Annotated in this window: 14 protein-coding genes; 9 read left to right on the forward strand and 5 right to left on the reverse strand. The window is 63.5% G+C overall.

The features are described 5' to 3' along the window. The first annotated feature begins 30 nt into the window (after positions 1-30). The 8 genes from pstB to ACFWAD_RS08900 all read left to right on the forward strand — a co-directional run bounded on the left by pstB (position 31) and on the right by ACFWAD_RS08900 (position 6580). Positions 31-807 (forward strand): phosphate ABC transporter ATP-binding protein PstB, encoded by a 777-nt coding sequence (gene pstB / locus ACFWAD_RS08865; protein WP_230814665.1) that lies wholly within the window; start codon positions 31-33, stop codon positions 805-807. Between the two features lie 281 nt (positions 808-1088). Further along, entirely contained in the window at positions 1089-1391 is a 303-nt protein-coding gene (gene ureA / locus ACFWAD_RS08870) for an urease subunit gamma (RefSeq protein ID WP_003939800.1), read from the forward strand. Then, entirely contained in the window at positions 1388-1858 is a 471-nt protein-coding gene (gene ureB, locus ACFWAD_RS08875; RefSeq protein ID WP_007733849.1) for an urease subunit beta, read from the forward strand. Before ureA ends, ureB begins: the two co-directional genes overlap by 4 nt. Beyond that, positions 1855-3564 carry an urease subunit alpha gene (locus ACFWAD_RS08880; protein WP_378542853.1) on the forward strand — a complete coding sequence of 570 codons (1710 nt, stop codon included), beginning with the start codon at positions 1855-1857 and terminating at the stop codon, positions 3562-3564. Before ureB ends, ACFWAD_RS08880 begins: the two co-directional genes overlap by 4 nt. Positions 3565-3568: 4 nt before the next feature. Continuing rightward, the gene (locus tag ACFWAD_RS08885; protein WP_378542855.1) at positions 3569-4258 is read left to right on the forward strand and encodes an urease accessory protein UreF; all 690 of its coding nucleotides are present in this window, start codon (positions 3569-3571) and stop codon (positions 4256-4258) included. Then, the gene (gene ureG, locus ACFWAD_RS08890; RefSeq protein ID WP_347874591.1) at positions 4251-5000 is read left to right on the forward strand and encodes an urease accessory protein UreG; all 750 of its coding nucleotides are present in this window, start codon (positions 4251-4253) and stop codon (positions 4998-5000) included. The genes ACFWAD_RS08885 and ureG overlap by 8 nt, the downstream gene beginning before the upstream one ends. Then, a complete protein-coding gene (locus ACFWAD_RS08895) occupies positions 5000-5737 on the forward strand; it encodes an urease accessory protein UreD (protein WP_378542857.1) in 738 nt (245 codons plus the stop codon). Before ureG ends, ACFWAD_RS08895 begins: the two co-directional genes overlap by 1 nt. 90 nt (positions 5738-5827) lie before the next feature. Next, positions 5828-6580 (forward strand): SDR family oxidoreductase, encoded by a 753-nt coding sequence (locus ACFWAD_RS08900; protein ID WP_378542859.1) that lies wholly within the window; start codon positions 5828-5830, stop codon positions 6578-6580. Between the two features lie 58 nt (positions 6581-6638). On the opposite strand, the gene phoU is transcribed toward ACFWAD_RS08900, so the two are convergent. The 5 genes from phoU to ACFWAD_RS08925 form a co-directional block, all read right to left on the reverse strand. After that, positions 6639-7334 (reverse strand): phosphate signaling complex protein PhoU, encoded by a 696-nt coding sequence (gene phoU / locus ACFWAD_RS08905; protein ID WP_003940130.1) that lies wholly within the window; start codon positions 7332-7334, stop codon positions 6639-6641. 72 nt (positions 7335-7406) lie between these two features. Beyond that, entirely contained in the window at positions 7407-9464 is a 2058-nt protein-coding gene (locus ACFWAD_RS08910) for an LCP family protein (protein ID WP_378542861.1), read from the reverse strand. Positions 9465-9614: 150 nt separating this feature from the next. Next, on the reverse strand, positions 9615-10757 hold the full coding sequence (gene dusB, locus ACFWAD_RS08915; protein ID WP_003939756.1) for a tRNA dihydrouridine synthase DusB: 1143 nt from the start codon (positions 10755-10757) through the stop codon (positions 9615-9617). Between the two features lie 81 nt (positions 10758-10838). Beyond that, positions 10839-11798, reverse strand: a complete 960-nt coding sequence (locus ACFWAD_RS08920) for an acyl-ACP desaturase (RefSeq protein ID WP_378446580.1) — start codon at positions 11796-11798, stop codon at positions 10839-10841. A gap of 128 nt (positions 11799-11926) precedes the next feature. Beyond that, positions 11927-12805 (reverse strand): LysR family transcriptional regulator, encoded by an 879-nt coding sequence (locus ACFWAD_RS08925; protein WP_378542864.1) that lies wholly within the window; start codon positions 12803-12805, stop codon positions 11927-11929. Positions 12806-12919: 114 nt separating this feature from the next. On the opposite strand from ACFWAD_RS08925, the gene ACFWAD_RS08930 reads away from it, so the two are divergent. Continuing rightward, complete coding sequence (locus tag ACFWAD_RS08930) at positions 12920-14137, forward strand: MFS transporter (protein ID WP_378542866.1); 1218 nt, start codon at positions 12920-12922, stop codon at positions 14135-14137. Positions 14138-14170: the final 33 nt, after the last annotated feature.

The raw sequence follows: 14170 nt of genomic DNA on the forward strand, positions 1-14170 counted from the left end.
CAGCGTCAACAACTCAGTAGGGAGCCGGTAATGGCCAAGCGTCTGGATCTCAAGGACGTCAACATCTACTACGGCAAGTTCCACGCCGTCGCCGATGTGGGCCTGTCCGTCCCGCCCCGGAGTGTCACCGCCTTCATCGGCCCGTCCGGCTGCGGCAAGTCCACCGTTCTTCGTTCGCTCAACCGCATGCACGAAGTGATTCCCGGTGCGCGCGTCGAGGGTTCGGTCTTGCTCGACGGTGAAGACATCTACGGTTCGAACGTCGATCCCGTCGGTGTTCGCAAGACCATCGGCATGGTCTTCCAGCGGCCCAACCCGTTCCCGACCATGTCCATCCGGGACAACGTCGTCGCGGGCTTGAAGTTGCAGGGCGAGCGCAGCAAGAAGAAGCTCGACGAGGTGGCCGAGCGTTCGCTGCGCGGCGCCAACCTGTGGAACGAGGTCAAGGATCGCCTCGACAAGCCCGGTGGTGGCCTCTCAGGCGGTCAGCAGCAGCGTCTGTGCATCGCGCGTGCCATTGCCGTCTCGCCCGACGTCCTGCTCATGGACGAGCCGTGCTCCGCGCTCGACCCCATCTCGACTCTGGCGATCGAGGATCTGATCACCGAGCTCAAGAAAGACTTCACCATCGTCATCGTCACGCACAACATGCAGCAGGCTGCGCGTGTGAGTGACCAGACGGCTTTCTTCAACCTCGAGGCAACCGGTAAGCCCGGTCAGCTCGTCGAGATCGACGACACCGAGAAGATCTTCTCGAACCCGACACAGAAGGCCACCGAGGACTACATCTCCGGCCGCTTCGGATAAGTCCTGGGATTGCACACTGCACGACCATGTTTCACCCCCGTTTCCAACAGGAGACGGGGGTGAAACTTTTTGGTTGTGGTGATAGTTCCCACTCCGGTGCGTACCGCTGAGCGTCGTTGGGCGCCCGAATAATTCGATGAGCAGCGCAAGTGCGCCGAGTGGGTGCTGAAGTAGCCGACGATGTGAATCTCGTGGATACTGACGACGCTTCGGGCAATGCTAATCTCGGCCCGACAGCACGCTGTCGATCGATGTCGTTTCACAACCGGAAGGGCTTGTCAGTGCACCTCACCCCTTCAGATACCGAAAAGCTGCTCCTGAGCGTCGCGGGCATGGTCGCCCGCGACCGCCGCGAGCGCGGGGTACTGCTGAACTACCCCGAAGCGATGGCCCTGATCTCGTGTTGGATTCTCGAGCGCGCGCGTGACGGAATGACGGTTGCGGAACTGATGAACGCCGGTCGGCAAGTGCTCACCCGCGACGACGTGATGGAAGGGGTGCCAGAGATGATTGCAAACGTCCAGGTGGAGGCCACTTTCCCGGACGGTCGCAAGCTGGTCACCGTGACGGAGCCCATTCGATGATTCCCGGTGAGGTACGTGTGTCCACCGAACCGCTCGAGTTCGGCACGGACGCGGAAAAGATCACGATGGTCGTCGTCAACGACGGCGATCGTCCCATTCAGATCGGTTCGCATCTCCATCTGCCGGCCGCCAACCCGGCGCTGACCTTCGATCGCGAAGCGGCAGACGGTTTCCGGCTCGACATCCCCTCGGGAACGTCGGTTCGGTTCGAACCGGGAGTCAGCAGAACGGTGACACTGATCGCGCTCGGCGGACTCAAAAGGGTTCCGGGCCTGCAGATCGTGCCGGACGAAGACCTGCCGACGCATGCGCGTGAGCCCAAGACCGTCATGCCGTTCGGCACACCCGGCGTCGAGGTCGAAGAGCCGTTGCGAGCGTCCTCGGTGAACGTTCGCGTGAGTGATGTTCCAGTCGAGGCGGATTCACCGGATGACGCCGCGACGACAGTTGAGAGGACAGCCGAATGAGCAGGATCGATCGACGCGGTTACGCCTCCCTGTACGGTCCGACCGCAGGCGACCAGATCCGTTTGGCCGACACAGATCTGTGGATCGAGATCGAGCACGATTACACCGCGACCGGCGACGAGATGGTCTTCGGCGGCGGTAAGAGCATCCGCGAGTCGATGGGCCAGGGCCTGACCACTCGTGATCAGGGGGCTCTCGACGTCGTCATCACCAACACGGTGATCCTCGATCACTGGGGAATTGTCCGGGCAGACGTCGGAATTCGCGACGGACGCATCGTTGCGATCGGCAAGTCCGGTAACCCAGACATCATGAACGGCGTGCACCCCAAGCTGCTCATCGGGCCGAGCACCGACGTGATCGCCGGTGAGGGAAAGATCCTCACCGCGGGTGCGATCGACACTCACGTGCACTTCCTCAGTGAAGTCGAGATGATGGAAGCACTCGCCACTGGTACGACGACCGTGGCGGGAGGCGGAACGGGCCCCACCGAAGGAAGCAAGGCAACCACCGTCACGCCCGGCGCCTGGTCGCTGACGATGATGCATCGGGCCCTCGACCACATCCCGCTCAACGTTCTTCTTCTCGGCAAGGGCAGCACCGTCAGCCATGAGGCCATGCGCCAGGAAGCTCTCGCGGGCGCAGGCGGATTCAAGGTTCACGAGGACTGGGGTTCCACTCCGGCCGCGATCGACGCCGCTCTGCGAGCAGCCGACGAGTTCGGCCTCCAGGTGGCGCTGCACGCCGACAGCCTCAACGAAACCGGTTACGTACAGCACACTTTGGACGCGATCGCCGGACGCGGAATCCACGTATTCCATGCGGAGGGCGCCGGCGGCGGGCACGCACCGGACATCATCGTGACCGCCGGTGAGCCGAACGTTCTTCCGGCATCGACCAATCCGACGTTGCCGCATACCGTCAACACGGTTGCCGAGCACCTAGACATGCTCATCGTGTGTCATGCGCTCAATCCCCGGGTTCCGGAGGACCTTGCCTTTGCCGAGTCTCGAATCCGCCCGACAACGATTGCGGCGGAAGACTTTCTGCACGACATCGGAGCCATCTCCATCACCTCGTCCGATGCCCAGGCTATGGGCCGTATCGGCGAGGTGACTCTGCGGACGTGGCAGGTGGCCCACGTCATGAAGGCCCAGTACGGCAAGCTGGGCACCAGCATGCCGGCCGACAACGAGCGTGCGCGGCGCTACGTCGCCAAGTACACGATCTGCCCTGCCGTCGCGCACGGGATCGATCACGAAATCGGGTCGGTCGAGGCCGGGAAGATGGCGGACCTGGTTCTGTGGGATCCCGCGTTCTTCGGAGTCCGTCCTTCTGCCGTGATCAAGGGTGGAGCGATAGTTGCTGCGCCTCTTGGTGATCCGAACGCTGCGATCCCGACCCCGCAGCCGGTGTTCGTTCGCCCGGCCATCGCGGCAACTCCGGGATCGGCGCCGCACCTGTCCACGACGTTCGTCTCGCCGATGGCCATCGAGGACGGTTTGGCCGGTCGTCTCGGTCTCACCCGCACCCTCACCGGCGTCCGGCCGACTCGTCACCTCACCAAAGCGGATATGCCGAACAACACGGCACTGCCGTCCATCGACGTCGATCCGGAGACGTTTGCCATCAAGGTCAACGGCGACCTGATCGCGCCCAACCCTGTTGACGTAGTGCCGATGGCTCAGCGCTACATGCTGTTCTGAAACCATGTCAATCGAGATGGCGTCTGCCGAGATAGCGTCGATGCTCTTGGCAGACGGGCGTCTGCCTACGGGCGGTCACGCGCACTCGTCGGGGTTGGAACCGGCACTGGTGGGCGGACTCCTGCAGAGTCAGGTCCCTGACTTCATTCGCGGTCGACTCGAAACAGTAGGGCTGGTCGAGGCCGCTGCAACGGTGATCACGCGGCGTTGGGCCGTAAGCGCGGGTAGTGCAGGCGAACTCGAGGACATCTCGAGAGAACTGCTCGCTCGGACTCCCAGCGCACCGCTGCGTGAGGCGTCGATTCAACTCGGACGCGGGCTGGCAAGGCTGGCGTCGCGATTGTGGCCGCACCACCCCGCGGTGCAGATCCTCATGGCTCTGCCCGGGCATCCGATGCGTCCGCTCGCGTTGGGAGTCTTCACGGCGATCTCCGGGATGGACGACCTGCAGGCAGCTAGATCCTGTCTGTACGACGACGCACAAACGGTGGCGTCGGCAGCATTGAAGCTACTGCCGGTGGATCCGGCAGAACCGGTCGAATGGCTGCTCCGCGCCGCCTCGACCATCGAAACCGTCGCCGCGGCTGCCGTAGCAGTCGACGGCGTCACAGATATACCCGCAACAACAGGACCGTTGGTCGAACAATGGTCACTCGAACACCACGCTCGATCCAGGAGGATTTTCCGTGCTTGACAACCTGAACAACACCGCCACTGCTGCAAGAGGTTTGAGGCTCGGCGTCGCCGGACCGGTTGGCACCGGCAAAAGTACCCTCATCGCCACCATCTGCCGCGAGCTCGCGTCGGAGTACGAGATTGCGGTTGTGACCAACGACATCTACACCGACGAGGACGCGCGACTGTTGCGCGCGGCCAACGTTCTGCCGATCGAGCGCATCGTCGCAGTCGAGACGGGCGCGTGCCCGCACACGGCAATTCGTGACGACGTCACACCGAATCTCATTGCGGTCGAAGACCTCGAGCGTCAGTTCCATCCCCTCGACATGGTGATCGTGGAAAGCGGTGGTGACAATCTGACTGCCACGTTCAGTCCGGCCTTGGTCGACGCCCAGATCTTCTGCATCGACGTCGCCGGCGGTGGAGACGTCGCGCGCAAGGGCGGTCCCGGAATCGAGCGGGCAGATCTGTTGGTTGTCAACAAGATCGACCTGGCCCCGTACGTCGACGTCGACGCGGTCCAGATGGTTGCCGATGCCACGGCCGCACGTGACGGACTTCCCGTTCTCGCACTCAGCCAGAAGGATCACGCCACGATCGACCAGCTCAGCGCGTGGCTTCGCCAGGTCATCGCAGCTCATCGCGCGGGTAGCCACACCCCGCAGGATCCGGGACCGATGGCACCGCACTTCCATGCCGATGAAGAAGACCACGACCACGGACACGGTCACGGGCACAGTCACTCTCACGCTCACTGATGAGCACCGGAGCTACGCGGGTTGTCGTCGAGCGAGTGGGGGACACCGCTGTTGCGCGAGAGCTGATCTCGGGCGACTTCCTGGCCCCGCGATTCGTCGACGCTCGCGGGCTCACCGTGCGAATTGCCTTGGTAGGGCACAGCGCAACGCTGCTGGCCGGTGACGACCTGCGTATCGAATTCGTGGTCGCGCCGGGTACGTGTCTCGAGGTGATCGAGCCTTCAGGGACCGTCGCGTACAACGCGCGCGGTGGCCGGGCGTCGTGGTCGGCATCAGCGAGCGTCGGCGCGGGTGCGGCGCTGATCTGGCGTGCGGCACCGTTTGTCGTCGCCGGCGGCGCGGATGTGACCAGGCGCGTGGATATTTCGCTGGAATCCGACGCGGTGGCGCTGCTCGACGAGATGATCGTGTTCGGCCGGACCGGCGAAACCGGCGGTGCGCTTCGCTCGGATCAGCGAATCACCGTCGACGGTGACGCGCTTCTCGTGGAAACACTCGACCTGCGTAGCGTGCCGGGCCGTTCGCTGCCGGGAATTCTTGGTGGTCATCGCGTGCTCGGTACAACCATGCTGTTGGGGATGAAGACTTCCGACGACGTCGAGGGGCACGTGACGCCGCTGGCGGGACCGGGGATGCTGGCCCGGGCTGTGGCCGATCACGCCCACGAGGCGAGCGCAGCGTTGGATCCGATCTGGTCGCAGTGGCGGGCACGGGTATCGGAGAAGTACAGCGACTGATCTGCCCGACCGTCACACTCCGGGCGGCTGCATCGTCCACTATGTGACCAGGCCGAAGAGAGCCGGGCGCACAGGTTTGACGGAGGCATCATGCGAATTGTTGTTCTGGGCGGAACCGGCCAGATGGGAAAACTGGTCGTAGAGCAGGCCAAGGCAGGGGGCCATGACGTGGTCGCTGCCGCTCGATCGACGGGAGTCGACATCTCCACGGGTGCCGGGTTGGACGAAGCGTTTGCCGGCGCCGACGTGGTCGTCGACGTGAGCGATCACGTCACCAACAGTGCCAAGAAGGCGATCGAGTTCTTCGAGACCGCAGCGAGGAATATCGCTGCGGCCGAAACCAGAGCCGGCGTAAAGCATCACGTGTTGCTTTCGATCGTGAACTGCGACGATCCGCAGTTGAAGTCGTTCGGGTATTACCAGGGAAAAGCCGCCCAGGAACGCGCGGTGGAAGCGTCGGGCATTCCCTTCACGATTCTGCGATCCACCCAGTGGTTCGAGTTCGGCGAGAAGACCATCGCCCTCTTCGGACTGGGGCCGGTTGCGATGGTTCCCAGGATGCGGTCACAACCGGTGGCAGCGAAGACCGTCGCCGAGGCGCTTGTGACCTGCGCTCAGAATGGTCCGACCGGTAGGGCCCCAGACCTGGCCGGGCCCGAGGTCCTCGAGATCCCGGCCATGACGCGCGAGATCTTGAAATACCGTGGCCGGCGCACATTGCTGATCCCGATCTCGATGCCGGGAGCGGGTAAGGCGATGAAAGGCGGGGCGCTGCTACCCGGGCCTGAGTCGACAACTGCGGGACCCACGTTGGAGACCTGGTTGCACGAGCACGAGAACTGAATAGGAAAGGCGGCCGCGCAGGTGCGCGGCCGCCTTTTACTCACGTGGACGGTTGGGTTCAGAGATCCGGGTACGAGGTGAGGTTGTCGACCTTCTCGGTGGTTTCCGGCTCTTCGGGCAGCTTGCCGGTCACCAGGAAGATGACGCGTCGGCCGACCTCGACAGCGTGATCGGCGAACCGCTCGTAGAAGCGGCCGAGCAGAGTGACGTCGACTGCGGCGGCTACGCCGTGCTTCCACTCGCGATCCATGAGGACGGTGAAGAGGTGGCGGTGGAGGTCGTCCATCGCTTCGTCTTCTTCGCGCAGGCGAGCAGCGCGCTCGGGGTCGCGGGTCTCGAGTACGACCTTGGCGGCTGCACCGATGGAGACGGCGATGCGTCCCATCTCGGCGAAGTAGCCGTTGACCTCTTCAGGAAGCACGTGGTTGGGATGTCGGCGGCGCGCGATCTTGGCGACGTGCAGGGCGAGTGCACCCATGCGGTCGATGTCGGCGACGATCTGGATTCCGCTGACCACCGAGCGCAGATCTCCGGCAACGGGAGCCTGCAAGGCAAGCAACGCAAACGCACGCTCCTCGCAGATGGTGCTGAGTTCGGTGATCTTGTCGTGTTCGCCGATTACTTGTTCTGCCAGGGACAGGTCTGCCTGGAGCAGGGACTGGGTGGCGCGCTCCATAGCGGCACCTGCCAGTCCTGCCATCTCGCCGAGCGTGTCTGCAAGCTCGGTCATCTGTTCGTTGTAAGCCACGCGCATGAGGTCAGAGCCTACGTGCCGTGAAAGACCAAGTCACAAGCACCAGGTGAACGCAAGGTGAATGAACAAGTCTCAGTCGCAGGTGGTGTCTCCGGCGTTGACGCTGGCGATGTCGGCGGGCAGAGCCGTCGAGGTGCTGGTGTCGACCGACGTCGGATTTGCCGCCAGCATGGTCCCCGGCTCGGCGGGGGCGACGACGGTGCCGGAGAAATTGCTTCCGACGACGACCTCGATCATGTCTCCCATGCTCGGAGCGAGAACGAGAACCGCACCGGGAATCGACGACGCGACGGTCACCGCTTCAGCCTCGTAGCCTGCGGCGTAGCGCACGACGGTGGTTGATGCCTGAGCATTCGCCAGGCCGGTGGCTGCGCTGAAGTTACCGACCGTGGAGATCTGGAAACCGTAAGCCGCGAGGCTGTCGGCGATCGTCGCAGCCTGCCCGGCGATTCCCGACGCGTTGGAGACGTCGACCGAGATGTTGTAGGCGCTCATCGCCTCGACGGAAGTGGCGGCCGGCGGCGTGCTGGACGTAGGAGCGGTTGTCGTGGAACTGGTCGACGACGGTGTGGTGTCCTCGCGCTCTTCACCCGGAAGTGGATCGTCGTCGATGATTGCTTGGAAGAGGGACTTGATCTCGTCGGTGCGAGGAATCTCGTTGCCCCAGTCGTTGGTGCCGTCGGTGGGGACCGTCAAGAACGTGACCGCGCCTGCATCGACGTTCTGCAGCGAACGGCCGAGGGTGACCAGTGATTTCGTGTCGATGTTCTCGACGAACGTGTCGCTGGTGAAGGCGTTGATAAATCCGTTGAGCTTGCTCGGATTCAGGAGGACCTGGTTGGACAGGGCCGAGCGAAGCAGCGCCGACAGGAACTTCTGCTGACGGGTGATGCGTCCGTAGTCGCCGTTGCCTTCGGCTTCGACGTGGCGGGCGCGCACGTAGTTGAGTGCGGTACGGCCGTCGAGCATCTGCGTGCCGCCGGACGCGAGGACGGTTCCGAGGATGCCGTCCTCGATCGGTCCGGGGGAGCAGACGTTCACGCCGCCGACGGTGTCGACCATGCGCTCGAAACCGGCGAAGTCCATTCCGACGAAGTGCCCGATTTTCAGGCCGGACATCTTCTGGATGACCTTGACCAGGCACTTCGGGCCACCGAGTGCGTACGTCGCATTGAGCTTGTCGCCACTGGCTGCCGGAAAGGTTTCGCTGGTGTACTTGCCGGCGTCGTTGTCCCAGCCCTGGCAGATCGGACGTTCGACGTCGAGGTCACGAGGGAAGGAGACTGCGACGACACGGCTTCGGTCGGCGGGAATGTTCACCAGCATGACCGTGTCGGCTCGGGCACCTTCGGCGTCTTCGACGGTTCCGGCGCCGATCTCACCGCTCGCACCGGCGCGGGTGTCGGTGCCGATGATCAGGTATGTCTCGTCACCGAGCTGGCCGCCGGCGTCGATGATGTCGTCGGATTCGGTGTCGAGTGCTGCAATCTGATCGAAGCCGCCTTCGACTGATCGCAGATAACCCCAGACGACGCCGGTCAATGCGAGCGACATGACGGCCAGGAACGCTACTGCTGATCGGCCGATCACTTTTGCGCGATGGCGTCGGCGAATCTTGCTTTGCGCCAGGCGGGTGGCGCCGGTGTCACCGACTACTCGCGGCACTGCGGAGGTGACGGGATGTTCTTCGGTTATCCAGTCCGCTGCGGCAGGCGGGACTGTCGGGCGCGCGGGAATCGGCCGGGCTGGGGGCGGTGCCGATGCCGCCCGGGGCGGTGCCGACGGCGCCGGGGATGGTGCCGATGCAGCTCGCGATGGAGTCTTAGGTGGGGTGGACTTGGGCGGCGCAGCCGGGGCTGGTGGCGGCTTTTTGTCGCCTACCCGGCGGACCAACTCGGCGACTGACACGGAGTCGTCGGTCGGAGGAGAATCCCGTCGGCCGGTACGTCCACTGCTGCGACGCTCCGGGGGAGTGGGCGGTTGCGGTGCTGGTCGCTGGGGTGTGGCAGGGCGCGGGGGCGTTGCCGGTTGGTCCGGTCGGGCGCTGCGGAAGCGCTTGTCTGCGAGCGGACGTTCCCAGGGGGCGCGGCTCTCGGGCGGAGGTGGGCCCGAATCGTGATCATCACCCACCGATGCAACCTGTCCCGTCGTCGACTGTCAGTAACTCGTCATTCAGATGCCGGCGTCAACCGGTTGTCGACGAAGCTGGAGCCATATTACTGGTGAATCCTGAGTGCTCCACTCAGAAAGTGATGTGAGTAATCCGACGGCATGTTTTCGCTAGCCGCCAGAGTGCATCATGTCAGCTCCCACCGGCACAAGGTCGTCTTCGGGATCGTCGAGCCAACCTTCCGGAAGTGCCACCTGACCGGGTGAGCCTTGGCGTCCGCGCGGGCCTTCGGCGTCCTTGGGGAACGGGACGTCGTGATCGAGCTGTCCGAGCAGGTCGTCCAGTTCGGACAACGTGCTGACCAAGGCCATCGAGACTCGCAGATCCGATCCGACCGGGAACCCACGCATGTACCAGGAGACGTGCTTGCGAAGTTCGCGCAAGCCCTTCATTTCACCGTGATGCGCGGCGAGCAGTTGGGCGTGACGGGCGATGATCTTGGTGACTTCGCCGAGCGTCGGCGGCGTGGCGATCTGTTGTCCGTTGAGAGCTGCGCTGAGTTCCGCGAACAGCCATGGCCGTCCGAGGCAGCCGCGTCCGACGACGACGCCGTCGCAGCCGGTCTCGTTCATCATGCGGGCAGCATCCGAGGCGTCGAAGATGTCGCCGTTGCCGAGGATCGGCACGTCGGTGACGTGTTCCTTGAGGCGCGTGATCTCGTTCCAGTCAGCAGTGCCGGAGTAGCGCTGCGACGCGGTTCGTGCGTGAAGCGCGACTGCAGCGGCGCCTTCAGCTGCGGCGATCCGGCCGGCGTCGAGGTGTGTGTGATGTTCCGGGTCGATACCGACGCGCATCTTGACGGTGACCGGAATATCGGTGCCCTCGGTGGCGCGCACGGCTGCCGCGACGATCTGTCCGAACAGTCGACGCTTGTACGGCAGCGCCGATCCGCCGCCCTTGCGGGTCACCTTCGGTACCGGGCAGCCGAAGTTCATGTCGATGTGATCGGCCATGTTCTCGTCGACGATCATCTTGGCCGCGGCGTACGTCGTATCCGGGTCGACGGTGTAAAGCTGCAGCGACCTGGGCGTTTCGGTCGGGCCGAACGTGGTCATGTGCATCGTGGCCGGCTGGCGTTCGACGAGCGCGCGTGCGGTGACCATTTCGCAGACGTAGAGCCCGGACGTGCTGCCTGCACGTTCGAGTTCGAGTTCACGGCACAGCGTGCGGAAGGCGACGTTGGTGACGCCCGCCATGGGTGCGAGGACCACGGGGCTGTGCAGCTCGAGTGAACCGATACGAAGGGATGACATGACTACCTCTGAACAAATATTTGTGACAATTGGAAGTGCCCGGCACCGAATCCGGTACCGGGCACAGAATAGCTGGTGAAACTAAGAAGCCTGCTGTTCGCGCTTGGCGGCTTCGCGTGCGAGCATGCGATCGCGCTGCTCCTCGAACTTCGTCGCGTTGGCGGCGAGGGTCTCGAGGAAGGCCGCCAACTCCTCGCGCGTGTTCTCGCCTTCGGCACTGAAATCGTTGCGCTCGAAGATGTTCCACTTGCGCAGGACCGGCCAGACGACCTCGTCGAGGTGCTGGCGAAGGTCGTAGATACCGTGCTTGGCCATGAGAGCGCCGTTGCGGCGGAAGTTCGGCATTCCGGCGCCGGGCATCTGGAAGTTCTGGACGATGTTCGCCACAGCCTTGAGAGCCTGATCGGGAGCAAGATCGAGCGCGGCGGCGCAGATGTTGCGGTAGAAGATCATGTGCAGGTTCTCGTCCGCCGCGATGCGCTGAAGCATCTTGTCGGCAACCGGTTCGTCGCAGGCCTTGCCGGTATTGCGGTGGCTGACGCGTGTCGCGAGTTCCTGGAAGGTCACGTACGCGACCGAGTGCAGCAGCCCGGCGTCGCCCTCGTCGATGGGTGCGCTGTAACCGTTTGTCATGTGTTCCATGCGGAAGCGCTCGAGCTCGACGGGGTCGACTGCGCGCGTGACGACGAGGTAATCACGCATCACGATGCCGTGGCGGTTCTCCTCGGCGGTCCATCGGCCGACCCACGTGCCCCAGGCGCCGTCCTGCGAAAAGTTCTCGGCGATCTCACGGTGGTACGACGGCAGGTTGTCCTCGGTGAGCAGGTTGGTGATCATCGCGGCTCGGGCGACCTCGCCGAGTTGTGACTGCTCGAGACTCCAGTCTTCGCCGCCCATGGCTGCGAAGTTACGACCCTCGTCCCACGGGACGTAATCGTGTGGATGCCATTCCTTGGCCATGGAGATGTGGCGGTTGACGTTCTCCTCGGCAACCGGCTGCAGCTCTTGTAGCAGCTCCAGCTGCGTCAGAATCCTCGTCATTTCTTGCCTCCATGTTGAGTGAATGCGCGACTTCGCCCCAGCCTACGGCACCGTAGGTTTGAAAAGAATGGCATGAAAATTGCTCCCCTCGAGCGATGTTACCGATCCGTAGTTATCCGGGGGCACTTTCACGACCAAGTCGTTCTTTGGACGTAGTCGCGGAACGTCCGGGCGGGATCGGACAGCTCGCGGCTCTTCGACCAGATCAGCCCTATTTTTCGCTGTGCTCCTTCGATCGCTACGTAGACGACTCCTTCGGCCCAGATCGGCGGATCTTGAACCGGCATCACCGAGACACCGAAGGACGCGGAGACCAGTCCGCCGACCGTTGCCAGCTCGCTGCTCTCGAAGACGAAATTCGGAGTGAATCCTGCGGCCGCGCAGAGTTCATCGAGAATTCTTCGCATCCCGAAGTTCGGGTGCATTCCGATGAACGGTTCTTCGGCCGCGTCCGCAAGCTCGACCGAAGGCAGCTGCGCAAAGCGATGATCAGCCGGAACAGCCAATGCCAGTGACTGCTGAGCGATCTGCATCCACGCCACCTGTGGATCGCGCGGCTGCGGCGAGACGACGGCCAGGTCGGACGTGCCGGCGGAAATTCTGTCGACCAGGAACTGGGCACTGTCCTGATGCAATTCGAATCGCACCCCGGGATGCTCGACGCGATATCCCCGCAGCATGTGCGGTACCAGCCAGGTTCCGAACGAGTGGAGGAAGTCGAGTCGCACCGTGCCGCTCTCGGGGCTCGCCAGCGACCGGATTTCGGTCTGCGCCGCGTCGAGGGCGCGGAGCGCGGTCCGAGCGTGTTCGTAGAGGATCTCGCCGTACCGGTTCAGTTCTAGTCGGCGTCCCTGACGGTCGAAGAGTGTCACGCCGATCTGTCGTTCGAGGCGTGCGAGTTTGCGTGAAAGGGTCGGCTGCGACAGGTGGGTCAGGTCCGCAGTCGCGGTGACCTGTTGGGTTTCGGCGAGTACGACAAACCACTCGAGGTCTTCGGTCAGCATCACGAACCAAATCTATATGCGCCTCAGACATGTAGAAGTCCAAATTTATGCATTTTCTTTTGCCGAAGCTGGGCGGGAGGATTCTTACCGGAGGTAAGAGATGCCTGGAGGTACGTGGTGACTGTTGAGAACGTGATCGAAACCGAGGTGGCGCCGCTCCGCCGGGGATCCGCCGGGTATCGCACGGTGACCGTTGCGTTGTTCGCGGCCGGACTGTCGACCTTCATCTCGATGTACGCGGCACAGGCGTTGCTGCCCGCGTTCGCGGAAGGCTTCGACGTCTCGCCGGCTGTGTCTGCGCTGTCCGTCTCGGCCACGACGGGCATGCTGGCGTTGGCGATCATTCCCGCCAGTGCGCTCTCCGAGCGGTTCGGTCGCACACGGGTCATGATCGCGTCGGCGTCGGCGTCCTGTGTGATCGGTTTGCTCCTGCCGCTCAGTCCGACGATCGAGGTTCTGCTGATCGGGCGCGCGGCGCAAGGTTTGGCTCTGGCCGGGGTCCCGGCGGTGGCGATGGCCTACCTGGCCGAGGAGGTCGATCGGAAGGACCTCGGTGCTGCGATGGGGCGATACGTCGCCGGTACGACGATCGGTGGTTTGATCGGACGGCTTGTTCCCTCGGCCGTGGTCGATTTCAGTACGTGGCGTTGGGCACTGCTCACTGCGGCTCTGTTGTCAGCGTTGTTCGCGCTCAACATGATCCGGAAGTTGCCGGCGTCAAAGTTCTTTCGCCCGCAACCTGTATCGGTTCGTACGACCGCGTCGAATCTACGACGCCACCTTGCGAACCCGTCGCTGCGAACACTGTTCGCTTTGGGATTCATCCTGATGGGCGGCTTCGTGTCGATTTACAACTTCCTCGGGTTTCGGCTCACAGCAGCACCTTTCGGCCTTCCTGAAGCGCTTGTGGGCCTGGTGTTCCTTTTCTACCTCGCCGGAACTTTAACCTCGGCGGTAGCCGGCGGGGCCTCTGACCGACTGGGTAGGCGCAGCGTTCTGCTCGGCTCGGTTGTCGTCATCGGTATCGGCCTGGCACTGACCGTTCCGGACAATCTGGCGTTGACCCTCGTGGGGATGCTGCTCTTCACCGGAGGATTCTTCGCGGCACATTCGGTGGCCAGCGGGTGGGTGGGCGTGATCGCTACCGATCACCGGGCCGAGGCGTCGGCGTTGTATCTGTTTGCCTACTACGCGGGTTCGTCCGTGGCGGGCGCCCTCGCGGGTCTCGCGTACGCGGGTGGCGGTTGGGGTGGGGTCAGTGCTTTTGTCGGCGCTCTGCTGTTGGTTGCGTTTGCATTGTCGCTGAGGATGTTTCGATCCTCGACGGTTGACTGAACAGAGCGCTGCGGCGATCCCGAACGGGATCGC

This window comes from Rhodococcus sp. NPDC059969, assembly GCF_042738325.1.
Lineage (GTDB): Bacteria > Actinomycetota > Actinomycetes > Mycobacteriales > Mycobacteriaceae > Rhodococcus_F.

Coding starts and splice junctions, on each gene's coding strand:
- ACFWAD_RS08880 (WP_378542853.1), top strand. CDS start 1,855: ATGAGCAGGATCGATCGACGCGGTTACGCCTCCCTGTACGGTCCGACC.
- ACFWAD_RS08885 (WP_378542855.1), top strand. CDS start 3,569: ATGTCAATCGAGATGGCGTCTGCCGAGATAGCGTCGATGCTCTTGGCA.
- ACFWAD_RS08920 (WP_378446580.1), bottom strand. CDS start 11,798: ATGACGAGGATTCTGACGCAGCTGGAGCTGCTACAAGAGCTGCAGCCG.
- ureB (WP_007733849.1), top strand. CDS start 1,388: ATGATTCCCGGTGAGGTACGTGTGTCCACCGAACCGCTCGAGTTCGGC.
- ACFWAD_RS08895 (WP_378542857.1), top strand. CDS start 5,000: ATGAGCACCGGAGCTACGCGGGTTGTCGTCGAGCGAGTGGGGGACACC.
- pstB (WP_230814665.1), top strand. CDS start 31: ATGGCCAAGCGTCTGGATCTCAAGGACGTCAACATCTACTACGGCAAG.
- ACFWAD_RS08900 (WP_378542859.1), top strand. CDS start 5,828: ATGCGAATTGTTGTTCTGGGCGGAACCGGCCAGATGGGAAAACTGGTC.
- dusB (WP_003939756.1), bottom strand. CDS start 10,757: ATGTCATCCCTTCGTATCGGTTCACTCGAGCTGCACAGCCCCGTGGTC.
- phoU (WP_003940130.1), bottom strand. CDS start 7,334: ATGCGCGTGGCTTACAACGAACAGATGACCGAGCTTGCAGACACGCTC.